The 22,373-nt window shown below is 73.1% G+C and carries 20 protein-coding genes, 1 tRNA gene, 1 other RNA gene and 1 pseudogene; 12 read left to right on the forward strand and 11 right to left on the reverse strand.

Features of this window, described 5'->3' with window-relative positions:
- Positions 1-65: 65 nt before the first annotated feature.
- Positions 66-287, reverse strand: coding sequence for a hypothetical protein (locus ACIRF8_RS25410; protein WP_404218011.1), 222 nt, complete (start codon positions 285-287; stop codon positions 66-68).
- 121 nt (positions 288-408) lie between these two features.
- Between ACIRF8_RS25410 and upp the strand changes: the two genes are divergently transcribed.
- Positions 409-1,044: a uracil phosphoribosyltransferase gene (upp, locus tag ACIRF8_RS25415; RefSeq protein WP_356489810.1), complete on the forward strand. Its 636-nt coding sequence runs from the start codon at positions 409-411 to the stop codon at positions 1,042-1,044.
- Between the two features lie 36 nt (positions 1,045-1,080).
- Here upp and ACIRF8_RS25420 read toward each other — a convergent pair whose 3' ends face one another.
- The 5 genes from ACIRF8_RS25420 to ACIRF8_RS25440 form a co-directional block, all read right to left on the reverse strand.
- Positions 1,081-1,737, reverse strand: coding sequence for a LytR C-terminal domain-containing protein (locus ACIRF8_RS25420; protein WP_404218013.1), 657 nt, complete (start codon positions 1,735-1,737; stop codon positions 1,081-1,083).
- 113 nt (positions 1,738-1,850) lie between these two features.
- Complete coding sequence (locus ACIRF8_RS25425; protein WP_003955420.1) at positions 1,851-2,147, reverse strand: type II toxin-antitoxin system VapB family antitoxin; 297 nt, start codon at positions 2,145-2,147, stop codon at positions 1,851-1,853.
- A gap of 277 nt (positions 2,148-2,424) precedes the next feature.
- Complete coding sequence (locus ACIRF8_RS25430; protein WP_404218015.1) at positions 2,425-2,565, reverse strand: hypothetical protein; 141 nt, start codon at positions 2,563-2,565, stop codon at positions 2,425-2,427.
- A 97-nt stretch (positions 2,566-2,662) separates the two neighbouring features.
- On the reverse strand, positions 2,663-3,025 hold the full coding sequence (locus tag ACIRF8_RS25435) for a hypothetical protein (protein WP_404218017.1): 363 nt from the start codon (positions 3,023-3,025) through the stop codon (positions 2,663-2,665).
- 195 nt (positions 3,026-3,220) lie between these two features.
- On the reverse strand, positions 3,221-3,856 hold the full coding sequence (locus ACIRF8_RS25440) for an HhH-GPD-type base excision DNA repair protein (protein WP_404218019.1): 636 nt from the start codon (positions 3,854-3,856) through the stop codon (positions 3,221-3,223).
- Between the two features lie 139 nt (positions 3,857-3,995).
- Between ACIRF8_RS25440 and ACIRF8_RS25445 the strand changes: the two genes are divergently transcribed.
- Positions 3,996-6,749, forward strand: coding sequence for a GNAT family N-acetyltransferase (locus ACIRF8_RS25445; protein ID WP_404218021.1), 2,754 nt, complete (start codon positions 3,996-3,998; stop codon positions 6,747-6,749).
- Positions 6,750-6,843: 94 nt separating this feature from the next.
- On the opposite strand, the gene ACIRF8_RS25450 is transcribed toward ACIRF8_RS25445, so the two are convergent.
- Positions 6,844-7,605, reverse strand: a complete 762-nt coding sequence (locus ACIRF8_RS25450; RefSeq protein WP_404218023.1) for a sulfite exporter TauE/SafE family protein — start codon at positions 7,603-7,605, stop codon at positions 6,844-6,846.
- 257 nt (positions 7,606-7,862) lie between these two features.
- Here ACIRF8_RS25450 and ACIRF8_RS25455 point away from each other — a divergent pair, with 257 nt between their 5' ends.
- The gene (locus tag ACIRF8_RS25455) at positions 7,863-8,777 is read left to right on the forward strand and encodes a LysR family transcriptional regulator (RefSeq protein ID WP_404218025.1); all 915 of its coding nucleotides are present in this window, start codon (positions 7,863-7,865) and stop codon (positions 8,775-8,777) included.
- Positions 8,778-9,074: 297 nt separating this feature from the next.
- Positions 9,075-9,407, forward strand: a complete 333-nt coding sequence (locus ACIRF8_RS25460; RefSeq protein ID WP_404218027.1) for a cupin — start codon at positions 9,075-9,077, stop codon at positions 9,405-9,407.
- Between the two features lie 74 nt (positions 9,408-9,481).
- Here the strand turns inward: ACIRF8_RS25460 and ACIRF8_RS25465 are convergent, their stop codons facing one another.
- The gene (locus ACIRF8_RS25465; RefSeq protein ID WP_404218029.1) at positions 9,482-12,961 is read right to left on the reverse strand and encodes an AfsR/SARP family transcriptional regulator; all 3,480 of its coding nucleotides are present in this window, start codon (positions 12,959-12,961) and stop codon (positions 9,482-9,484) included.
- Positions 12,962-13,173: 212 nt separating this feature from the next.
- On the opposite strand from ACIRF8_RS25465, the pseudogene ACIRF8_RS25470 reads away from it, so the two are divergent.
- The 5 genes and pseudogenes from ACIRF8_RS25470 to ACIRF8_RS25490 all read left to right on the forward strand — a co-directional run.
- Positions 13,174-13,431 (forward strand): annotated as a pseudogene (locus ACIRF8_RS25470) (SDR family NAD(P)-dependent oxidoreductase); the annotation flags it as partial.
- A gap of 279 nt (positions 13,432-13,710) precedes the next feature.
- A complete protein-coding gene (locus ACIRF8_RS25475) occupies positions 13,711-15,054 on the forward strand; it encodes an MFS transporter (RefSeq protein WP_404218208.1) in 1,344 nt (447 codons plus the stop codon).
- Positions 15,051-16,304: an alkene reductase gene (locus ACIRF8_RS25480; RefSeq protein WP_404218031.1), complete on the forward strand. Its 1,254-nt coding sequence runs from the start codon at positions 15,051-15,053 to the stop codon at positions 16,302-16,304. Before ACIRF8_RS25475 ends, ACIRF8_RS25480 begins: the two co-directional genes overlap by 4 nt.
- Positions 16,305-16,438: 134 nt before the next feature.
- Positions 16,439-16,654, forward strand: a complete 216-nt coding sequence (locus ACIRF8_RS25485) for a hypothetical protein (RefSeq protein WP_404218033.1) — start codon at positions 16,439-16,441, stop codon at positions 16,652-16,654.
- Positions 16,655-17,013: 359 nt separating this feature from the next.
- Complete coding sequence (locus tag ACIRF8_RS25490) at positions 17,014-17,235, forward strand: hypothetical protein (protein WP_404218035.1); 222 nt, start codon at positions 17,014-17,016, stop codon at positions 17,233-17,235.
- A gap of 109 nt (positions 17,236-17,344) precedes the next feature.
- Here the strand turns inward: ACIRF8_RS25490 and ACIRF8_RS25495 are convergent, their stop codons facing one another.
- From ACIRF8_RS25495 to ACIRF8_RS25505, 3 genes are all read right to left on the reverse strand, one after another.
- Complete coding sequence (locus tag ACIRF8_RS25495) at positions 17,345-17,770, reverse strand: PIN domain-containing protein (protein ID WP_404218037.1); 426 nt, start codon at positions 17,768-17,770, stop codon at positions 17,345-17,347.
- Complete coding sequence (locus ACIRF8_RS25500; RefSeq protein ID WP_404218039.1) at positions 17,767-18,048, reverse strand: CopG family transcriptional regulator; 282 nt, start codon at positions 18,046-18,048, stop codon at positions 17,767-17,769. Before ACIRF8_RS25500 ends, ACIRF8_RS25495 begins: the two co-directional genes overlap by 4 nt.
- A 258-nt stretch (positions 18,049-18,306) precedes the next feature.
- Positions 18,307-18,394 (reverse strand) — tRNA-Ser (locus tag ACIRF8_RS25505).
- Positions 18,395-18,466: 72 nt separating this feature from the next.
- Here ACIRF8_RS25505 and ffs point away from each other — a divergent pair.
- From ffs to purD, 3 genes are all read left to right on the forward strand, one after another.
- An RNA gene (gene ffs, locus ACIRF8_RS25510) (signal recognition particle sRNA small type) lies at positions 18,467-18,563 on the forward strand.
- Between the two features lie 170 nt (positions 18,564-18,733).
- On the forward strand, positions 18,734-20,929 hold the full coding sequence (locus ACIRF8_RS25515; RefSeq protein WP_404218041.1) for a DNA polymerase III subunit gamma and tau: 2,196 nt from the start codon (positions 18,734-18,736) through the stop codon (positions 20,927-20,929).
- A 148-nt stretch (positions 20,930-21,077) separates the two neighbouring features.
- Complete coding sequence (gene purD, locus ACIRF8_RS25520; RefSeq protein WP_404218043.1) at positions 21,078-22,337, forward strand: phosphoribosylamine--glycine ligase; 1,260 nt, start codon at positions 21,078-21,080, stop codon at positions 22,335-22,337.
- Positions 22,338-22,373 lie beyond the last annotated feature (36 nt).

Genomic DNA, 22,373 nt, shown 5'->3' on the forward strand with positions numbered 1-22,373 from the left:
GTTCGCGGCGCGCCCCCGGCGGGAGTGGACGGTGTGAGGCGCGTCACCTGTACGTAACCGGTGAGTCACCAGCGAAACGTGCGCATCCGCATCTGGTGGCGCATCCGTGCGGCCCGCGCGCGGCGCGGCTGGACGCGGGCGCGCAGTTCACGCGCCTCGGTCAGTTCGCGCAGGAACACGGCGCGCCGGCGCCTGCGTTCGGCGTCCGACTCCATGGGCTCACCGGGCACGGGGCCCTCGGGCGCCGGCCCGCCGACGGGCCTTCGCTGCTGTTCCTGGTCGGGCATCGCCTCACCACCACCCCGGTCCCTCGCTGCCGACGAGTTCCCTCCACTTTCCCCCGGTCCCGGCCGTTGATGCCACCGCGCGGGGGAGCCCGGGCCGTGGGCCCCGGTTACTGTTGACGACATGCGGATTCATGTCGTGGACCACCCGCTGGTGGCGCACAAACTCACCACGTTGCGCGACCGGCGCACCGACTCCCCCACTTTCCGGCGCCTCGCCGACGAGCTGGTCACCCTGCTCGCCTACGAGGCGACCCGGGACGTGCGCACGGAGCAGGTGGACATCGACACCCCCGTCTCCCGGACGACCGGCGTGAAGCTGTCGTACCCGCGCCCCCTTGTGGTGCCGATCCTGCGGGCCGGTCTCGGCATGCTGGACGGCATGGTCCGGCTGCTGCCGACCGCCGAGGTGGGCTTCCTCGGCATGGTGCGCGACGAGGAGACGTTGCAGGCCTCCACGTACGCGACGCGGATGCCGGACGACCTGTCCGGGCGCCAGGTCTACGTCCTCGACCCGATGCTCGCCACGGGCGGCACGCTGGTCGCGGCGATCCAGGAGCTGATCAAGCGCGGCGCGGACGACGTCACCGCCGTGGTGCTGCTGGCCGCGCCGGAGGGTGTCGAGATCATGGAGCGGGAGCTGGCGGGGACGCCGGTGACCGTGGTGACCGCGTCGGTCGACGAGCGGCTGAACGAGAACGGCTACATCGTGCCCGGCCTCGGCGACGCCGGTGACCGGATGTACGGGGCCGCGGAATAGCGGTACGGGGCCGCCGCGCGGCGGCCCCGCCCCTTCTTACGTGTTCTTGCAGCTCGGCGACGAGGGCTTCGGCTTCGGCCGGTTCAGCGCCTTGAGCGCCCTGTCCGCCTCGGGCTTGGCCGTCAGCGCCTTGAAGGCGGTCCCGATGATCAGGTCCACCTCGGCGGGCCGGGCGCGGGTGTCCGTCTTCTGCTCGGCGCCCGCGAGCTGGGTGCCGAGCACCGGCAGCGCCGCATCGGTCGCCGTCTTCGCGCCCAGGAGTATGCCGACGCCCTTGACCTTCTTGTCGTAGGCCTTCGCGGCGTTGCCCACGTTCCCGATCGTGAAGCCGCGCTTCTTCAGCTCGTCCGCGGTCTTCTTGGCCAGGCCGCCGCGCGGCGTGGCGTTGAGGACGTTCACCTTGATCCGGGCGGGCGCGGGGAGCTTGGCGTCCGCGGCGCCGGGTGGCGTGGGCGACGCACCGGCCCGCTTGGCGCAGGCGGCGGTGGCCGAGGCCGCGGCCGTGGCCTTGCCGCCGCCCGTGAAGACGTCGACGAGCTGGAGCGATCCCCAGCCGATCAGGCCGATGACGGCGACCGACGCGACGACGGCGAGCACGATCCTGCTGCGCGGGCGACCGCGACGCATCCGGGGGTACTTGTCCCCCGTGATGCGGTACTTGCCGCCCATGCCGGGGGGAGTGAGCATGCTCATGAGCGCAGCGTAATGCCGCGTCGCGGTGATGCCTATTAAATGATCACGGCTCGGCGGTCAGGCCAACCCAAAAGGGCCAATGCGGGCCCGGGGCGCGGGCCCGGGGCCCGCGGTCAGCCGAGTTCGAGGACGCGGGCGTGCAGCACCTGGCGCTGCTGGAGCGCGGCGCGGACCGCGCGGTGCAGGCCGTCCTCCAGGTACAGGTCCCCCTGCCACTTCACGACGTGCGCGAAGAGGTCGCCGTAGAACGTGGAGTCCTCGGCGAGCAGTGTTTCGAGGTCGAGCTGGCCCTTGGTCGTCACCAACTGATCGAGGCGGACCGGGCGCGGCGCGACGTCCGCCCACTGCCGGGTGCTTTCCCGGCCGTGGTCGGGGTACGGCCGGCCGTTTCCGATGCGCTTGAAGATCACACGGAAAGCCTACCGGGCGAGGCTTGCCGGGCGCAGCCATGGAGACGGAGTGCGCCTCTGGGAAATACCGTCCTGAATGTGGATGAAGTGGGAAGACTCCGTGCGGGGCCCGAGGCCGGATAAGGAGTGACGGCTAGCCGTTGGCGGACGGGTCGAAGAACGGGGCGGGCTCGTCCGGGGGAGCGACGGTCACCAGGTTGACGACCGGCTGTGCGGAGGGGTTCGTGTGAGGGGTGTGGCGGGCCGGCCGCCTTCGGGACCGTCGGCCCGCCCTCCGTCAGCGTCCGTTCTTGTCCTGCGGGGCCGGAGTCTGCCGGTCGTTCCTCGCCGGGGGCGCCGGGGCCTGCGCCGCTCGGGCGTCGCGCGCGGCTTCCGCGCGCAGCAGGGCGCGCAACAGCGCGTACGGGTCCTTGGGCATGAGGGGGTGTCCTTCCGAAGTCGTGCGTACGTGACGTTTCCGGGGGCCGGGAATCGTCACGTCGTGCGTACGTGACGTTCCCGGGGGCCGGGAATCGTCAGCAGCGCAGGACGACGGTGCGCAGGGCGCGGTGGGACTGGGGTGCGGGGTGGGCGATGAGGTGCGGGCCGGGGCCGGTACCGGGCGGGAGCGCCGGGGCCGGGTGGCGGCGGCGCGGCTTCGCGGGCAGGCGTGTGGGGTGGCCCGTCGGGAGGCGGAGGGCCGTGTCGGGGCCGTCCTGGAGGAGTTCGCCGGGCTCGGCGGAGGACGCGGCGGCCGGAGGCGGCGCGGGGGTCCCCGCCGATGCCGTGGCCGACGGCGCGATCAGCAGGGCGAGCGCGAGGGCGAGCACCAGGGCGAGCGCACGGGCCCAGGCCCGGGCGGGGCGGCCCGGGGTCGCGGGGGACGTGGCGACGCTCATGCATCGTCTTGTCCCCGGCCGCGCCCGTGACCCGCGCTCCGAGCCGCCAGATCCGCCCTCATGGGCTACGGAACGGGCGGCGGTGTGACGCGCAGGTGGCGACGCCTGTGCGTGTGCCGGTGTCTGTGCCGGTGCGGGTGCCGGTGTGGGTGCGGGTGCCGGTGCCTGAGCCTGTGCCTACGCCGATATCCGTGCTTATGCCTGTGATTTGGCAGCTTTGGCAGCTTTGGCGGTTTTAGTGGTTGCGGCAGCTTTGGCGGCTTTGGCTGCCGCCTTCATTTCCTGCTTGTGTGCGCGGACCTTCGTGAGGGACTCGGGCCCGGTGATGTCGGCGACGGAGCGGTACGACCCGGCCTCGCCGTACGCGCCGGCCGCCGCCCGCCAGCCCTCGGGTCGCACCCCGAGCTGCTTGCCGAGGAGCGCGAGGAAGATCTGGGCCTTCTGCTTGCCGAAGCCGGGCAGGGCGGTGAGCCGCCGGAGCAGTTCGTCGCCGGTGCCGACGCCCTCCCACACCGCGCCGGCGTCCCCGTCGTACTCGTCGACCAGGTACTGGCAGAGCTGCTGGACGCGCTTGGCCATCGACCCGGGATAGCGGTGCACGGCGGGCTTGGCGGAGAGCAGGGCGGCGAAGGCCTCCGGGTCGTGGGCGGCGATCTCGTGCGCGTCGAGGTCGTCGGTGCCGAGGCGGTCGGCGATCGTGCGCGGCCCCGCGAACGCCCACTCCATGGGCACCTGCTGGTCGAGCAGCATGCCCACGAGCGCGGCGAGCGGGCTGCGGCCGAGCAGTTCGTCGGCGGCGGGGTCCTGGGCGAGGTGGAGGGTGACGTCCATACGTCGATGATCGCGCCGCCGGGGGCGCGCTGCGACCGGGTCTCGGGGTGACGCTCCTGCCGAATCGACCTGGGCGCCGAGGCCAGGGCGGCTTAGGTTAGGCTCCCCTAAGAAATTGTGGAGAGGGAGTGGAGGGCGCGTGACCGTCGGTGGCGCAGCGGACTTCGAGGTCTTCCGGGACGCCTGGGGGATACCCCACCTGCGGGCGGCCGACGCGTCGGCGCTCGCGTACGCGCAGGGGTACGTGACCGCCGTCGACCGCGCCTGGCAACTGGAGGTCGAGCGGCACCGCCTGCTCGGCACGTCGGCGGGCCCGCTCGGGGCCCAGGAACTCGGCTGGGACGCGTTCGCGCGGCGGGCGCGCCTCGCGGACACCGCGCGGCGCTGCCACGAGGCCCTGGACGAGGAGACGCGCGCGTGGGTGGGTGCCTACGTCGACGGGGTCAACGACGGGCTCGCCCGCCACGGTGCCCGCGCGCCTGAGTTCGGGCGGTCCGGGGTCGAACCGGGCCGGTGGGAGCCGTGGACGCCGCTCGGGGTGTGGCTGTCGACGCACGTGCTGTTCGCGGGGTTCCCGGCGAAGCTCTGGCGGGACGAGGTCGCGCGGCGGCTCGGCGCGGACGCCGTCGGCCTCTTCGCCACCGACGGGCCCGCCACCTCGGGGAGCAACGGCTGGCTCGTCGACGCGGCGCGGAGCGCGGGCGGGGGCGCGCTGATCGCCGGGGACCCGCACCGGTTCGTCGAGGACCCGGGCGTGTACCAGCAGGTGCGGCTCGCCTGCCCGGAGTTCGACGTCGTGGGCCTCGCCGTGCCGGGGGTCCCGGGCATCGGGCACTTCGGGCACGCCGGCTCGGTGGCCTGGGCCATCACCAACGCCATGGCCGACTACCAGGACCTGTACCGGGAGCGGCTGCGGCGGGTGCCGGGCGGCGGCGTGGAGGCGCTCGGACCCGACGGGTGGCGGGCGGCCCAGGTGCACGTGGAACGGCTGACGGACGGCGAACCCGTCGAGGTGGTCGAGACCGAGCGCGGCGTCGTCGTCATCGGCGGCCCCGACGAGGGCGAGGGCGTCAGCCTGCGCCAGCCCGCCCGCGTCCACGCCGACCTGGGCTTCGCCGCACTGCCCGACCTGCTGCGGGCCCGTACCGTCGCCGACGTCGACCGGGCCTTCGACCGCTGGGCCGAACCGGTCAACGTCGTCCTGGCCGCCGACACCGACGGCGGCTTGCTGCACCGCGTCGCGGGCACCGTCCCCGTGCGCGATCCGGAGAACATGCTGCGGGTGGTGCCCGCCTGGGAGGAGCGGCACGCCTGGCGGGGCACGTACGGGCCCCTGCCGCGCGCCGAGGCGGACGGGATCGCCGTCATGGCCAACGAGCGCTCGCTCGCCGCGCCGCTGGGTGTCGAGTTCGCGCCGCCGCACCGGGCCCGCCGTATCCGGACGCTGCTCGAAGAGCGGCCGACGTGGGGCGCCGAGGACATGAGCGCCGTGCACATGGACACCGAACTCGCCTCCTGCACGCCCCTGCTGGAGCTGGTCGAGCGGCTGGACGGGCTGTCCCCCGCGGCAGCCGGGCTGCGGGAGCGGCTCCTGAACTGGGACCGGCGGATGGCGGCGGGCAGTGTGCGGGCCGCGGCGTACGCGCGCGTGCGGTCCCATGTCGTACGCCGCCTCGCCCGGCACGAACTGTTCGCGCCGCTGACGGATCTCGCGCCCGCCTACCCGGAGGTGTTCCGGCCGTGGCTCGCGCTCGTACCGCGCATAGCGTTCGGCCTGGAGCGGCTGCTGACCGAGGACCGGCTGCCGTACGAGGACCGGCTGGCCGCCGTCCGCGCGGCACTGGAGGAGACGGCGACGGCCGCCGCCGACGTGACCTGGGGCGAGCTCCACCGGCTCGCCCCCTGGCAGGCGCTGCCCGACCCGGACGCCGACTGGCCGGCCCTGGATGGGGACCACGACTGCGTCCTGTCCACGTCGAGCGTGCCGGGGCTGACCGACCTCAGCGCGCGGGGACCCGCCGCCCGCTACGTGTGGGACCTGGCGCGGCGTGAGGACAGCCGCTGGATCGTGCCGCTCGGCGCGTCCGGGACGCCGGGTTCCGCGCACCACCGGGACCAGTTGCCGATGTGGTCGCGTGGCGAACTGGCCCCCGTGATCACCGACTTCGACCGCCTCACCCAGGAGACTCTCGTGCCCGACACGACCCCCGACGCGACCCCCGACACGACCCCCGACACAACCCCCGACACGACCCCCGACACGATGCCCGACATCCCCACGACGACGACTGGCGCGACCGGTGTGACCGGTGTGACCGCCGCGGTCGGCGTCGAGTACGAGAAGCACGTCGACGGCTTCGGCGCCTTCCGGCTCACGCGCCTCGACCCCACCGGCAGCGACATCGACGTGGTGCACGCGTGGGTGAGCGAGGAACGCGCCCGGTTCTGGGGGATGACCGGCGTCGGCCGGGACGAGGTCCGCGAGATATACACGCACCTCGACTCCCTCGACACCCATCACGCGTACCTCGTACGGCTCGACGGCACTCCCGTCGCCCTCTTCCAGACGTACGAGCCCGAGGCCGACCGGGTCAGCGAGTGCTACGAGGTGCAGGACGGCGACCTCGGCGTCCATCTCCTCATAGGCCCGGCGGGATCAGGTGCCGTCCACGGGTTCACCGGGGCGCTGGTGGGCGTCCTCGTCTCGTACGCGTTCGACGGCCTGGGGAAGAAGCGCCTGGTGGCCGAGCCGGATGCCCGCAACGACAAGGCCGTCGCGCTGTTCCACCGCGCGGGGTTCGAACCGGCGGGCGAGATCGTGCTCCCGGAGATCGACCTGCCCGAGGTGCATCTGGCGGAGAAGCGGGCGCGACTGGCCTTCTATACGCGGTAGTCGCGGTAGTCGCGGTAGTCGCGGTAGTCGCAGTAGCCGCGGTAGCCGCGGAAGTCGCGGTAGTCGATGTGGCCGGTGACGTTCGGGGAGGGCGTCACGGGCGGATGATCAGCAGGGCCGAGGCCGTGACCCCGACCGTGACGATGACCGCCCGCATCGCGATCGGGGGCAGCCGCCGGCCGACGCGGGCGCCGATCAGGCCGCCCGCCGTGGAGCCCGCCGCGATCAGCGCCGCCACGGCCCAGTCGACGTCGGCGACGGCGATGAAGACGACGGCGGCGATGCCGTTGACCAGCGAGGCGAGGACGTTCTTGGCGGCGTTCAGGCGCTGGAGGTCATCGCGGAGCACCGCGCCGAACATCCCCATGAGCAGCACGCCTTGGGCCGCGCCGAAGTAGCCGCCGTAGACGCCGGTGGCGAGGACCCCGAGCCACATGGGAACACCGCCGTCGGCGCGCGAACCGGCGTGCTCCCGGTCGCGCATCCAGCGGTTGAGGCGCGGCTGGAGCAGGACCAGTACACAGGCCGTCAGGATCAGGACGGGCACGACGGCGCGGAACGCGGCGTCCGGCAGCCGCAGCAGGAGCACGGCCCCGGCGAACCCGCCGAGCAGGGAGGCGGCGCCGAAGCGGATCAACCGCTCGCGCTGGCCGCGCAGTTCACGGTGGTAGCCGTAGGCGGCGCTGAGTACGCCCGGGACCAGACCGACGTTGTTGGAGACGTTCGCGAGGACCGGCGGGTAGCCGAAGGCGAGCAGCGTCGGGAACGTGATCAGGGTGCCGGATCCGACCACGGCGTTCATGCCGCCCGCGGCGATTCCGGCGGCACCGATCGCCACTGCTTCGACTGGGTCCACGAGGTTCACTCCGTGCGAGGGGGAGGGGTGGGGGAGAGGAGGGGAGGGGAGGGGATCTATGGAGTTTGGGATCTTGGAGTTAGGGATCTATGTGCGGCATGAGGTGAAGGGCCGGGACGGGTCGGCACCCGACGGGAGTTCGCGACCTCCGCGACGGGTTGCCGCCCTGGGCCGTCCCGCTGTGATCGTGCTCCGGGCCCGCACCCAAGTCAATCATCGGATTTCCTTGCGCACACCCAAGTTGTAGCTTGAGGATCGTGACCCTCGACGACCTCCGCGTCTTCGTCGCCGTGTGCCGCGCGGGCAGCCTCAGCGCCGTCGCACGCGACCTGTCCTGCACCCAGTCCGCGGTCAGCCAGCACGTCAAACGGCTGGAGAAGGAGGTCGGCATCGGCCTCCTCGAACGGCACCCGCGCGGTGTCGTCCCCACCCCCGCGGGCCGCATCCTGCACACCGCCGCGGCCGACGGCCTCGGCACCCTCGACCAGGCCCTGCGCCGCCTCGACGAACTGGCGCGTGGCGAGAGCGGTTCGGTGCGGGTGACGACGGGCGCCACCTCGGTACGCCACTTCATGGCGGAGGCGATCGTCGAGTTCCGCCGGACGCACCCCCAGGTCAGCCTGGAGTTTCAGACGGTCAGCTCCAGCCGGAGCTGCTTCGAGGCGCTGGCCGCGCACGACCTCGACCTGGCGTGGATCACCATGGGCCCGCCCGAGCGCGGCATCGAACTGCGCCCCGTCGTCGAACTGCCCTGGGTGCTGGCGGTGCGCGAGGACGACGACCTCGCCGCGGCGGGAACGGCGGGCCCGGACGACCTGCGGGCATCCGCCCAACTGATCCTGCCGCCCCAACACTCCACGTCCCGGGCCCACCTCGACGAGCACTTCACCGAACTCGGCCTCACCCACGGCCCCGCCTCCGGCACCGGCATCGCCGACTGGGACACCGCCGTGCACCTGGCGGAACTGGGCCTCGGCCACGCCGTCGTCCCCGACCTGCCGGGCCTGCGCCGCCCCGGCGGCGACCCCTGGCCCGGCCTCACCCTGCTCTCGATCCCCTGCCTGCCCCCGCTCCAGGTCGGCTGGGCGGTCCGCCGCTGGTCCGCGCTGTCCCCCCTGGCCCGAGCCTTCGCGGACACCGTACGGCGAAGCTGCCCGGGACGCCGGTGCTGAACGGGGGCCGCCACCGACTATGGGCCACCGGTCAGCGGTCAGCGGTCAGCGGTCAGCGGTCGGTGGTGGGTGGTCGGTGGTCAGCGGTCGGTGGCGGGTGGTCGGCGGTCAGCGGCCACCGGTCGGCGGTCACGGTCACCGGTCACGGTCACCGGTCACGGTCGGCGGTCGGCGGTCGGCGGTCGGTGGTGGGTGGTCACCGGTCGCCGGTCAGCGGCCACCGGTCACCGTCCGCGGCCGGAACCGATCGGCTGGTGTCACGTCGCGTTCGGCGGTCGGCCGGGCCACCCTGGGTCCATGACGACGACCACGTACGACCTCACCGCCCTGGCCGACGACCACCTGGCCGCCGCCCACCGCTCCGAGCACGGCCGCAGCGCCGAACTCCTCGTCCGCCAGGACCCGCTGCGCCAGAGCGTCATCGCCCTGACCGAGGGCAGCGCCCTGGAGGAGCACAACGCCCCGCAGGCCGCGACCCTCCTCGTCCTGCGCGGCCGGGTCCGCCTGACCGCGGTCTCCGGCGACACAGACCTCGCCCAACACGAACTCCGCGAGATCCCCCAGGAACGCCACGGCCTTCTGGCGCTGACGGACGCGGTGGTCCTGCTGACCGCCGTGATGGCCGCCTGAGACACGCGCACACGGAGGGCGGTCCACGCGGAGGGGCGGCTCACGCGGAGGGGCGGCTCATGCGAAAGGGCGGCTCATAGGGAGGGCTCGGCGCTTCGGCGGGGCTCGGGGCGGCGTTCCGGTAGGGCCCGTTGGAGCGCCGATTCAAGGTCGAGCGCCGCGCCCTCCCGGAAGAACCCGGCGTACGCGTCCGGCCCCAGCGCGGCGGAAACCCGCGCGGCCACCCGGTCGACATCACCCCGCTCGGCCGCGGGCAACGGCACCCCCACCCCCCGCCGCGCCGCGTCCGCTGCCCCGAGCAACAGCGCCGCGTCGCGAGCCGCCCCCTCCAGGGACAGCGCCCCCGCCAACCCCTCCAGCGTGAGCGCGAAGGCACGCGGCTCGCCGAGAATCCGGGCGGCATCCAGGCCCCGCAGATGGTGGGCCCGCGCGTGCGCCGCGTCGCCGCGCAACTCCGCGAGGAACCCGAACTCGGCGGCCAACAGGTGATCACCCGCGGGTGACGACAGGTCGCCGTGCCGATCGCGGAGCAGGACGAGGAGACGTTCGGCCTCGTCGAGGTCACCGGAGCGTCTGGCGCCGAGCGCCAGGCCCATCCGGGCGTGGATCTCGCCGTATTTGTAGCCCTGCTCGACGGCCCGGTGCAGACCCTGTTCGTGCAGGTCACGGGCGCGTTCCCAGTCCTGGTTCAAGAGCGCGAGGCGGCCGAGCCCGGAGAGCCGCGCGGACACCTCGGCGGCGAGCCCGAGCTCCTCCGCGATCCGCAGCCCCTCCCGGCCGAGCCGCTCCGCCTCCGCGTACGCGCCCTTGATCTCGGCGAGCGCGGCCAGCGGTTGGATGGTCTGCAACTCCCCCCAACTGTCGTCCAGCCGCCGGAACATCGAGGCGGAGCGGAGCCCGTCGCGCCCTACGGTGTCGAGGTCACCGCGGATGAGGGCGTGCATGGCGCGCAGGGCGAGCGTGGCGGCGGTGGACCAGGCGTCGTCGGGGTGCGGGGGATGGGCGTCGAGGTGCCGCCCGCAGGCGTCGGGGTCGCCACCGTTGAAGAGGGCGTAGGCGTAGAGCCATTGGGTGGGGGCGGAGGAGCCCGTGCCACCGGGGGAGGCCACGTCGGGCGGGGAGGCGGCGTCGGCCAGGCCGGTGGTGTCGGTCAGCGCGGCGGCCTCGGACAAGGCGGTGGCGGCCTCGGACAAGGTGGCGGCCTCGGACGAGGTGGTGGTGGCCTCGGACAACGTGGCGGCCTCGGACAACGTAGTGGCGCCGGTCAGCAGCCCGAACGCGGCGCGCAGCAACCGGAGTTCGGGTCCGGGCGCCGCCTGTTCCTCAACTGCCGCGGACAACGCCCGGTACGCCTCCGTGAGCCGCCCGCGCAGCAGCCACCACCAGGCCAGCGCCGAACCGAGCCGCGCCGCCGCGGCCGGATCGTGCCGGGTGGCCGTGGAGAGCGCGGCGCGCAGATTCCCGGCCTCCGCGTCGAGCCGGGGCAGCCACTCCCGCTGCCCGCCGGCGCGCAGGTGGGGCGCCGCCTGTTCGGCGAGGCCGAGGTAGTACCGCAGATGCCGGTCGCGTACGGCGTCGGTGTCCCCCATCTCGTCGAGGCGTTCCAGGGCGTACGCGGACACGGATTCGAGCAGCCGGTAGCGCGGCCCCGCAGGGGTGGGGACGGGGACGACGAGGGACCGGTCGACGAGCCGCGTCACGAGGTCGAGGACGTCCGCGCGCTCCACGCCGTCCCCCGCGCACACGGCCTCCGCCGCCCGCAGGGTGCAGCCGTCGCGGTGCACGGCGAGCCGCCGCAACACGATCCGCTCGGGCGCGGACAGCAGCTCCCAGCTCCAGTCGATCATCGCGCGCAACGTCCGCTGTCGCGCGGGCGCCCCTCGTTGCCCGGCCCGCGCCCCGACGCCGAGGACACGGAACCGGTCGTCGATCCGCTCCGCCAACTCCCGTACGCCGAGAGCGCGTACGCGGGTGGCGGCCAGTTCGAGGGCGAGCGGGAGGCCGTCGAGGCGGCGGCAGATCTCGGCGATCGCGTCGGAGTCGGGGTGGGAGTGGGGGCGGGGGCCGGTCGGGGTGCTGGTGGCAGGGCGGCCGGGATCGAATTCCGGCGCGGAGGCGGCGGCGCGGGCGGTGAAGAGGTCGATGGCGTCAGCCGGTGCCAACGGCTCCACGGCGAACACCGTCTCCCCGGCAGCGGCCAGGCCGAGCGGCTCCTGGCTGGTGGCGAGGGCGCGCAGGCGGGGCGCCGTACGCAGCAGCGCCTGGGTCAACTCGGCGGCGGCGTCGATGACGTGCTCGCAGTTGTCGAGGACGAGCAGGGCACACCGTTCCCGCAACGCCTCCGCGAGCCGCCGGGTGGGGCTGCCGCCCCGGACGGGTTCGTCCCGCAGCCCGAGGGTGACGGCGACGGCCCCCGCGAGATCATCGGCGTCGCCCACAGTCCCGGCGAACTCGACGAGCCACACCTCGTCGGCCACCTCAGGGCCGACCTGCCGCGCGGCTTCCACAGCCATCCGCGTCTTCCCGACACCTCCCGGCCCGGTGAGGGTGACCAGCCGGTGATCGCGGAGCAACCGACTCAGGGAGCGCAGGGCGGCGGCGCGGCCGATCAGGGGGGTGGTGGGGGCGGGCAGATGGAGCCGGGAGGGGGTGGGGGAGGCTGAGGAGGCGGAGGAGGAGGCCGAGGCGGGGGCCTCTGGGATGCCCGACGCGGCGGCATCCGGGGCGGCGGCATCTGGGGCGGCGGCACCTGGGACGGCGGCACTCGGGGCGCCGGGTGCCACCGCCCCGACGGCGCCACCTCCACCCTCACCCCCACCGATGGCCCCGTCGTCCTGCCGGAGGATCGCCGCGTGCAGGGCCGTGAGTTCCGGGGACGGATCGACGCCCAGCTCGTCCGCGAGGACCTTGCGCAGCCGCTCGTACGAGGCGAGGGCCTCGCTCTGGCGCCCGGCCCGGTACAGGGCCCGCATCTGCGTCCCGCGCAACCGTTCCCGCAGGGGGTGCGCCTCGACCAGTGACCCCAGCTCACCCGCGACCACGTCATGCTGCCCCAGCGACAACCGCGCGTCGGCCAGTTCCTCCAACGCGACGAGCCGCACCTCCTCCAACAGGCCGCCCGGCCCGCGCACGAACTCCGCGTCGGCGAAATCGGCGAACGCGGGACCCCGCCACAACTCAATTCCGCGCCGCAGCAGTTGGACCCGCTCGCTCGCGTCGGACTCGGAGCGGGCCCGCTCCACCAGCCCCCGGAACGTCACCGCGTCGACCTCGGCATCGTCGAGCACCACCCGGTACCCGGCCGCGCCCTGCCGTACGACGCGCTCGCGACCGATGGCCCGGCGCAGTTGCGAGACCTTGGCCTGAAGGGAGTTGACCGGGTTCGAGGGCGGCCGGGTGCCCCACAGCTCCTCGACGAGCCGGTCGACGGAAACGCCCCGCCCCTCCTCCGCGAGCAGCACGGCCAGCAAGGCCCTGACCTTCGCCTCGGGCACCTCGACCACACCGCCGTCACGCCCGCGTACGACGAGCGCCCCCAACACCCCGAACCACATGCGGGCACGGTACCTGCCCGCTCCCCGGAAAACGCCCCTACGACGAAGCCCGACGAGGCCTGTCGAGGCCCGACGAGGCCCGACGAGGCCCGACCTCCGTAAGCACCCCTCGGCCGACCGTGACCAGACCTTGGGCCGACCGTAACCAGACCCTCGGCCGACCGTAAGCAAACCCTCAGCCGACCCGAAGCCCCGCCCCGCAGAGTCCTCCCATGACCAAATACACCGGCCGCACCGCGGTGATCACCGGCGGAGCCCACGGCACAGGGCTGGCCATCGCGAAGCGCCTGGTCGAGGGCGGCGCCCGGGTCCTGGTGACGTCTCCCGACCCGACCGCTCTGGAGCGGGCGAGGCGCGAACTGGGCAGCGGCGCCCACCTGTTGACGGGTACGACCCCGCCCCGGGCCGAGGTGCTGGCCCGGCTGGGCCACATCGACCACCTCTTCGTCCACGCGGGCAGCCAGGACAGTTCGCCGCACAGCGCGGCGGCGGAGGCCCGTGCCACCCTGGACGCCCTGCTGCCCCTGCTCGCCCCGGACGGCTCCGTCGTCCTGAGCGGCTGCCCGGACACGCAACCCGCTCTGCGCGCCTGCGCTCAGGAGGCCGCGACGAGCGGAGTCCGCGTGAACGCGGTCGCCGCGGGCCACGACGACGACGTCATGCAACGCCGCGGCTCGGCGGACGAGGCGGCCCGAGCGGCCCTCTTCCTCGCCACGGACGCCCGCTTCACCTCAGGCACCGAACTCCCGGTGGACACCACACCCCCCACCCCTCCCACACCTGCCGCCCCTCCCACATCCCCCACGCCCGCCACCAAACTCCCCCTCCCGGCGCTTCTGGCGCTGGCGACCGCGGTCTTCATCACGAGCCTCACCGAAACCCTCCCGGCGGGCCTGCTCCCGGCCATGAGCGGGGCGCTCGGCGTGAGCGAGTCGGCCACGGGCCAGACGGTCACGGTCTACGCGGTCGGCACCTTCCTCACCGCGATCCCCCTGACCGCGGCCACGGCGGGTTGGCGCCGCGGCAGGCTCCTGCTGACCGCGATGACCGGTTTCGCCGCCGCCAACACGGTGACCGCGCTCTCCTCCTCGTACGCCTTGACGATGACGGCCCGTTTCACGGCCGGGGTCGCGGCGGGCCTGGCCTGGGCGCTGTTGGCCGGCTACGCCCGCCGCCTCGCCCCGCCCCACCTCCAGGGCAAGGCCATCGCGATCGCCATGGCCGGTATCCCGGTGGCCCTGTCGCTCGGTGTGCCGGCAGGCACGTTCCTCGGCACGGCGCTCGGCTGGCGAACGGCGTTCCTCGCGATGACCGCGCTGACCGTGGCCCTCCTGCTGTGGATCCGCCTGACGGTCCCCGACCACCCGGGCCAGGAACGCGCCGCCCGCCTCCCCGTACGCGGCGCCCTGCGCGTCCCGGGCGTCACCGCCGTCCTGACCGTCACGCTGATCTTCGTCCTTGCGCACACGATCCTCTACGCGTACATCGCCACGTTCCTCGACGACCTGGGCCTGGGCGGCTCGACGGACGTGATCCTGCTGGTGTTCGGCGCGGCGTCGCTCGTGAGCATCTGGATCGTCGGGGCGCGGATCCACCGCAGACTCCGCGCCCTCACCGTCACGGGCACGCTCCTGGTCGCCGCGGCTGCCGCACTCCTCGCCCTCTTCGCGGACAGCACGCCGCTCGTCTACGTCGCCGCGGTGCTGTGGGGCCTCGGCTGGGGCGGCATCCCGACGCTGTTGCAGACGGCCGCGGGCCGGGCGGGCGGCGCCCAGGCCGACGCGGCCCAGGCGATGCTCGTGACCTTGTGGAACGTGGCGATGGCGGGCGGCGGCGTGGCCGGCGGCGTCCTGCTCGACGCGGCGGGCTCGGACTCGTTCCCGTGGGCGGTACTGCTGCTCCTGGCCCCGGCACTGGCCACGGTCCTGGCAGCCCGCCACCACGCTTTCCCCACCACGCCCGCAACCCCCACGACCAAGACACCGACACCACCCGCACCGACCGCACCCACCACAAAGACGACCACGTCGACTGAGACGCCTGAGACGCCTGAGACGCCTGAAACGACGGCAACAGAAGGAGCACGACGATGACGACGACGAACCCCACGACACTGCCCGCAACCACGCCCGCACCCACGCCCGCACCCACGCCCGCACCCACGCCCGCACCCACGCCCGCGACCACGCCCGCGACTCCCCACCTGCTCACCCACCCCCTCCCCGATCCCCTCCCCGATCCTCTCGCCGACCCCCTCCTCACCCCGACCCACCTGGGCGCTCTCCCTCTCCCCAACCGCCTGGTCATGGCCCCGATGACCCGCAACAGAGCGCTGCCCGACGGCACCCCGACCCCCCTCATGGCGACGTACTACGCCCAGCGCGCGACGGCGGGTCTGATCATCGCGGAGGCGTCGACGCCGAACGAGGTCGGCCGGACGTACCCGAACATCACCGCCCTGCACACCGACGCGCATCAGGAGGGCTGGCGGCAGGTCACGGAGGCGGTGGGCGCGGCGGGCGGCCGGATGTTCCTCCAGTTGCAGCACGGGGGCCGCGTCGGGCACCCGGACACCAGCGGCCTGACCCCGCTGGCCCCGTCCCCGATACCGCTCCCGGACGGCATCCACACCCCGAACGGCCACCAACCCGGCGCCGTGCCGCGCGAGATGACGCGGGACGACATCGATGCGACGATCGCGGACTTCGCGTCGGCCGCGCGCCGCGCGATCGACGCGGGCTTCGAGGGCGTCGAGGTCCACTCGGCCAACGGCTACCTGCTCCACCAGTTCCTGGCCCGCAACACCAACCAGCGCACCGACGCGTACGGCGGCCCGGTCGCGCACCGCATCCGCTTCACCGTGGAGGTCGTCCGCGCGGTCGCCGAGGCGATCGGCCCGCAGCGGGTGGGCGTACGCCTCTCACCGGGCCTGACGGTCAACGGCATCGAGGAGGGCGACACCGACGCGATCTACCCGGCCCTGCTGGATTCGCTCAAGACGGTGGGCCCGCTGGCGTACCTGCACATCGTCTACGCCGACCCGTCCTCCCCGCTCTTCCAGCACATCCGCGCCGCCTGGCCGGGCACGCTCATCGCCAACCCGGTCCAGCCCCTCCCCACCCTCCCCGCCGACGGCGGCCGTGCCTCCGCCGAACGCCTCCTCGCCGCGGGCGCCGACCTGATAGCCCTGGGCCGCCCGTTCCTGGCCAACCCCGACCTGGTCGAACGCCTGCGCACAGGCGCCCCGCTGAACCCCGTACGCGACGAGTTCCTGATGTACGTCGGCGGCGCGAAGGGCTACACGGACTACCCGACACTGCGGACCCCCACGCAAGCCGACTGACACTGGCCGCCCTCACGAGCTGACCGAAAACCGGTCGCTTCCCGCAAGAGCGCTCTTACGTACCGTCGTAGATGCGTGCTGTCATGCACACAGATATGGAGGCGTGCCGGTGAACCCGGCCCGAAGGGGGCCCCATGGTGCTGACACTGAATCTGGCGGTCCTGCTCGCCGTCATCATCTACTTACGTATACGCCGCCGAGTCCAGGCCCGTAGCAGATCCGACCAGTGGCTGACGGTGGCCATAGTGACGGTGTTCGGCCTCCTCATAGCCCCGACAGACTTCGGCCAAGGAGTACTGAACGTGGTGGGCCAGGTCGCGTCGAGCGTTTCACAGTCCGGATCCCCCTGACGGCCTGACGGCCTGACGGCCTGACGGGCGGCGGCCGACCGACCGACCGAAACGAAACCTGACACGGACAACGGCGAAGGGCCCCACCTCACGGCGGGGCCCTTCGCCGTAACGTCTGGGTCTCGTGAGCGGAGGAGAGCCCCGAATGTGCCGGACAACCGTTCGCCACCTTTGACGGTCTCCTGGAGGCGCAATCCTGATCTGAACGGCAGAGGTCCATGGGTTGATGTGCGGCGAAGAGACGGACGTATGCGCGGGGTTCGAAGACTGGCCGCGCTGGCCACGGTCACGGCTGTGTCGATGGGCACGATCGTGCTGGGCGCGGGCTCTCCCGCCGATGCGGTGACGGGCTCCAGACGTTGGCGGCCGGTAAGTCGGCCGACTTCAACGGCGACGGCTACGGCGACCTGGGCATCTCGGCGAACGGCCATGCCGTGGTGATGTACGGGACGAAGACGGGCCTCAGCGGCTCCCGGCACCAGGTGCTGACCGATGCTTCGGCCTCCGCGGACCGGTACTCCGAGTTCGGCGACTTGATGACAGGAGATGACAGGAGGGGACCGGGACGGCGACGGATATGACGACCTGGTGATGGGCGACACCGGCTGGACCCCGGTGACGTCGATCTTCCGGGGCGGCCCCAAGGGGCTCTCCGGCCGCACACCGCTCCCCTCCTCCCTCAACGCCTGGTCACACCTTCTTGACGACGATCGAGTTCGGGACCAGCAGCTCGAGGTCGTCCACGTCGGAGGTGAAGACGGTGACCTGCCCCTTCTGCTGTCGCGCGACGACGGCGAGTACGGCGTCGATCGCGTACTTGTGACCGTGCAGCTTGGCGCCAGCCAGGAGGCGGCGGGCTTGGCGCGCCTCGTCCTTTCCGATGTCGGCGACCTTGAGCCTGGAGAGCACCCAGTCCCAGCGCTGCTCGGTGCTTCTGCCGTCGTACGCCTCGACCAACGTCATCGGAGACGTCACCACCTCGGCTTCGCCTCGAGCCGCAAGGTCGATCCAGGCGATCATCTTCCGGTCGCCTCGTACAGCTAGGGACAGGGCTTCGCTGTCGAGTACGAAGACGCGCAGTGGCCGCTGCCTTTGCTCACCGGCCCGCTTCTTCACGCGGCCTCTCCGGCGTCGTGCTTGCCGGTGGTGCGGCGGCGCTCGTGCTCGGTGTCGAGATCCTCCAGTTCCTCGAACGCTGCCGTGCGCTCGTCCTCACTGAGGGGGCCGTGCTCCTCCTGTAGCCAGTCGGAGAGCTCCAGTAGCCGGTCGCGGTCGCGCTTGAAGCGCAGCGCTTCGGCGACGTACGCCGACAACCCGCGTTCCGCCGCCTCCCCGCGGATCTCGTCCAGAAGATCCTCGGGAATCGTCACCGTCACCTTCTTGGTCGTCGCCATACAAGAGACCATACTCTCGGTATTGCCTCCCTTACCAGTGTGCGCCACGGGACCGCGTATCCCGGATGCCGTGGTCGATTCGCTCTCGGGCCGGGAGCCGCTGCGACGGGGACGATGCCCCCAAGGTCGCCCAGCAGTCGCACTCTGAATGCTGCCCGGCACAGAGGAACAAGCCGACTGAGACGGAAACCGAGCCGGACACGTCGAAGGCCCCGCTGCGAGCAGCGGGGCCTTCGACGTTAGTGCCCGGTGAGGCACTGGCGGAGGATACGAGATTCGAACTCGTGAGGGGTTGCCCCCAACACGCTTTCCAAGCGTGCGCCCTAGGCCTCTAGGCGAATCCTCCGCGGCAAACAATACAAGACGTTGAGGAGTGCTCGCGAACTCGTTCCCACCGGCCCGGAGCATGTACTCTTGGCGCAGCCCCTCACGTGGCGCTATCTGACTGAACTCCCCCAGGGCCGGAAGGCAGCAAGGGTAGGTTGGCTCTGGCGGGTGCGTGGGGGGCGTCTGCGTTCCCAGGGCGCCGAGTCGGATGCCGGGTCGGATGCCGCATCCGGTGCCGTGGCGGATGCCGTGGCGGAGGCCGTGGCGGATGCCGGGTCGGATGCCGCGTTCGCGGGCGGGCCGGGCGGGGGCCTTGTGGCGGGGCCGGTTGTCAGTGGGCGCCTATAACCTCGTATGCGTGTCGTCTCTCGCGCTGTACCGCCGTTATCGCCCGGAGTCGTTCGCCGAGGTCATCGGGCAGGAGCATGTAACCGACCCGTTGCAGCAGGCGCTGCGGAACAACCGGGTCAATCACGCGTACCTGTTCAGTGGTCCGCGCGGCTGCGGCAAGACGACCAGCGCGCGCATCCTGGCCCGCTGTCTGAACTGTGAGCAAGGTCCCACGCCGACCCCCTGCGGTGAGTGCCAGTCCTGCCAGGACCTCGCGCGCAACGGGCCGGGTTCGATCGACGTCATCGAGATCGACGCGGCGTCGCACGGTGGTGTGGACGACGCCCGTGACCTGCGGGAGAAGGCTTTCTTCGGTCCGGCGGGCAGCCGGTACAAGATCTACATCATCGACGAGGCCCACATGGTCACGTCGGCGGGGTTCAACGCGCTCCTGAAGGTCGTCGAGGAGCCGCCCGAGCACCTCAAGTTCATCTTCGCGACCACCGAGCCCGAGAAGGTCATCGGGACGATCCGCTCGCGTACGCACCACTACCCGTTCCGGCTCGTGCCGCCGGGGACGCTGCGCGAGTACCTGGGCGAGGTGTGTGCCAAGGAGGACAGCCGCGTCGAGGACGGTGTGCTGCCGCTCGTGGTGCGGGCCGGTGCCGGGTCCGTGCGTGACTCGATGTCCGTCATGGACCAGTTGCTCGCCGGTGCCGGTGCGGACGGGGTGACGTACGCCATGGCGACGGCCCTGCTCGGGTACACGGACGCTTCGCTGCTCGACTCCGTCGTCGAGGCGTTCGCCACGGGTGACGGGGCCGCCGCCTTCGAGGTCGTCGACCGCGTCATCGAGCGGGGCAACGACCCGCGCCGTTTCGTCACCGACCTGCTGGAGAGGCTGCGGGACCTGGTGATCCTGGCCGCGGTCCCGGACGCGGCGGAGAAGGGGCTCATCGACGCCCCCGCCGATGTGGTGGAGCGGATGCAGGCGCAGGCATCGACGTTCGGCGCCGCCGAGCTGAGCCGCGCCGCCGACATCGTCAACGAGGGCCTGACCGAGATGCGTGGCGCCAATTCGCCACGCCTCCAGCTCGAACTGATCTGCGCGCGCGTGCTGCTGCCCGCCGCGTACGACGACGCCCGTTCCGTCATGGCCCGCCTCGACCGCATCGAGCGCGGCGGCGCCTTCACCCCGGGCGGCCAGGGGCCGGGTCCCGCCATGGCGTACGTTCCCGGGCCCGATGCCCACGCACCCGCTCCGGCCGCGCCGATGCCCTCGCCCGGGCCCGTGGCCGCGTACCCCCCGGCCGCACCGGTCGACCCGGTCGCCCCGGGGGGTGGGCCCGCGGCGGCCCGCGCAGCCGTGCGCGGCCCCGCCCCGGAAGCCGCGGCCCCGACCGCGCCTCCCGCCCCGCCGACCCCGGAAGCCGCCCCGGCCGCCCCCGCCGCCCCGACCCCCGGAGCCTGGCCCACCGCCGCTCCCACCGGCGGCGCGGGTCAGGCAGGTGGAGCCCGTCGGCCCGGCGGCTGGCCCACGGCCGCCTCCGCCGGTACGGGCCGCCCGCCCGCCCCGTCGGGGGCCCCCGCGCCGAGCGCCTCGGCCCCGCAGCAGCCCGCTGCCGCGCCCGCGGCCCAGGCACCCGTCGGCGGCCCGGACCCCCGCACCCTCTGGCCGAACATCCTGGAGGCGGTGAAGAACAAGCGCCGCTTCACCTGGATCCTGCTGAGCCAGAACGCGCAGGTCACCGGGTTCGACGGCACCACACTCCAGCTCGGCTTCGTGAACGCGGGCGCCCGCGACAACTTCGTGAGCAGCGGCAGCGAGGACGTACTGAAGGCGGCGCTGACCGAGCAGTTCGGCGTGCACTGGAAGGTCGACGCGGTGGTCGACGCCGGTGGGGACGCCCCGGCGCCGCCGGCACCTGGCGGCTATGGGGGCGGCGGTCACGGGGGTGGCTACCAGTCGGCCCCCGCCCCGCCGCCCGCGCCGCAGCCCTCCACGCCTCCGACGGCCGCCTCGTCCCCGGCGCCCGCCGCACCGGCCCCGGCCCCTCAGGCGGCACCGGCCCCGGCGCCCGCCCCGGCTCGCCGCCCGGTCTCGGTGGAGGACGACATCCCCGAGGACGACGATCCGGACCTGGACGAGAACGCGCTGTCCGGCCACGACCTGATCGTCCGCGAGCTGGGCGCGACCGTGGTCGAGGAGTTCACCAACGAGTAGCACCCCCGTCCCCATGGCGGTCCGGGTCCCATGAGCGCAACTCGGCGTCCCATGAACCGCCCCGCCTGGAGGAACGCACAACCACGGCGACGCCCCCCGTTGGGAAGCCCGTACAAGAGCACCGGGCCCAGGCGGATAGGCTGACCGCGTGAAGGTCCTCGTCATCGGCGGCGGCGCCCGCGAACACGCCCTGTGCCGCTCTCTGTCCCTCGACCCCGCCGTCTCCGCCCTGCACTGCGCCCCTGGCAACGCAGGCATCGCCGAGGTCGCCGAGCTGCACCCCGTCGACGCGCTCGACGGCGCCGCGGTCACCGCCCTCGCCCGGGAGCTGGAGGCCGGCCTCGTCGTCGTGGGCCCCGAGGCTCCGCTGGTGGCGGGCGTCGCCGACGCCGTCCGTGCCGCCGGGATCCCGGTGTTCGGCCCGTCCGGCGAGGCCGCCCGCCTTGAGGGGTCGAAGGCGTTCGCGAAGGACGTCATGGCCGGTGCGGGCGTACCCACCGCCCGTTCCTACGTCTGCACGACGCGCGCCGAGGTCGACGAGGCGCTCGACGCGTTCGGCGCCCCGTACGTGGTGAAGGACGACGGCCTCGCCGCCGGAAAGGGTGTCGTCGTCACCGACGACATCGACAAGGCCCGCGCCCACGGATACGCCTGCGAGCGCGTCGTCATCGAGGAGTTCCTCGACGGCCCCGAGGTCTCCCTCTTCGCGATCACCGACGGCACCACGGTCGTCCCGCTCCAGCCCGCCCAGGACTTCAAGCGCGCGCTCGACGGTGACGAGGGCCCGAACACCGGCGGCATGGGCGCCTACTCCCCGCTTCCGTGGGCCGACCCGAAGCTGGTCCAGGAAGTCCTCGACACGGTGCTCCAGCCCACCGTCGACGAGATGCGCAAGCGCGGCACCACCTTCTCCGGCCTGCTCTACGCCGGTCTGGCCATCACCAGCCGCGGCGTGCGCGTCATCGAGTTCAACGCCCGCTTCGGCGACCCCGAGACCCAGGTCGTCCTGGCCCGCCTGCGTACGCCGCTGGCCGGCATCCTGCTCGCCGCCGCGAACGGCACCCTCGCCGACCTGGAACCGCTGCGCTGGAGCGACGACGCGGCCGTCACCGTCGTCATCGCCTCGCACAACTATCCGGACACCCCGCGCACCGGCGACCCGATCACCGGGCTCGACGCGGTGGCGGCACAGGATGCCCCGGACGCGTACGTCCTGCACGCCGGGACCAAGCGGGAGAGCGAGAACGGACCGGTCCTCAGCGCGGGCGGCCGGGTGCTGTCCGTCACGGCGACCGGCGCGGACCTCGCGCAGGCCCGCGAGCGCGCCTACACCGCGGTGGGCCGCATCGGGCTCGACGGATCGCAGCACCGCACCGACATCGCCGCGAAGGCCGCCGCCGAGAGCTGAGCGGGGCTCCCGACGGGAGCTGAGCACCGGTGGCCG

This window comes from Streptomyces sp. NPDC102406 (genome assembly GCF_044765725.1).
Taxonomy (GTDB): domain Bacteria; phylum Actinomycetota; class Actinomycetes; order Streptomycetales; family Streptomycetaceae; genus Streptomyces.

What these genes read in the sequence shown, in the direction of transcription:
- ACIRF8_RS25435 (WP_404218017.1), bottom strand. Translation starts at nt 3,025, where the DNA reads ATGAGCGTCGCCACGTCCCCCGCGACCCCGGGCCGCCCCGCCCGGGCC.
- ACIRF8_RS25480 (WP_404218031.1), top strand. Translation starts at nt 15,051, where the DNA reads ATGACGACGACGAACCCCACGACACTGCCCGCAACCACGCCCGCACCC.
- ACIRF8_RS25465 (WP_404218029.1), bottom strand. Translation starts at nt 12,961, where the DNA reads ATGTGGTTCGGGGTGTTGGGGGCGCTCGTCGTACGCGGGCGTGACGGC.
- ACIRF8_RS25410 (WP_404218011.1), bottom strand. Translation starts at nt 287, where the DNA reads ATGCCCGACCAGGAACAGCAGCGAAGGCCCGTCGGCGGGCCGGCGCCC.
- ACIRF8_RS25500 (WP_404218039.1), bottom strand. Translation starts at nt 18,048, where the DNA reads ATGGCGACGACCAAGAAGGTGACGGTGACGATTCCCGAGGATCTTCTG.
- upp (WP_356489810.1), top strand. Translation starts at nt 409, where the DNA reads ATGCGGATTCATGTCGTGGACCACCCGCTGGTGGCGCACAAACTCACC.
- ACIRF8_RS25440 (WP_404218019.1), bottom strand. Translation starts at nt 3,856, where the DNA reads ATGGACGTCACCCTCCACCTCGCCCAGGACCCCGCCGCCGACGAACTG.
- ACIRF8_RS25485 (WP_404218033.1), top strand. Translation starts at nt 16,439, where the DNA reads ATGGTGCTGACACTGAATCTGGCGGTCCTGCTCGCCGTCATCATCTAC.
- ACIRF8_RS25420 (WP_404218013.1), bottom strand. Translation starts at nt 1,737, where the DNA reads ATGAGCATGCTCACTCCCCCCGGCATGGGCGGCAAGTACCGCATCACG.
- ACIRF8_RS25460 (WP_404218027.1), top strand. Translation starts at nt 9,075, where the DNA reads ATGACGACGACCACGTACGACCTCACCGCCCTGGCCGACGACCACCTG.
- ACIRF8_RS25430 (WP_404218015.1), bottom strand. Translation starts at nt 2,565, where the DNA reads ATGCCCAAGGACCCGTACGCGCTGTTGCGCGCCCTGCTGCGCGCGGAA.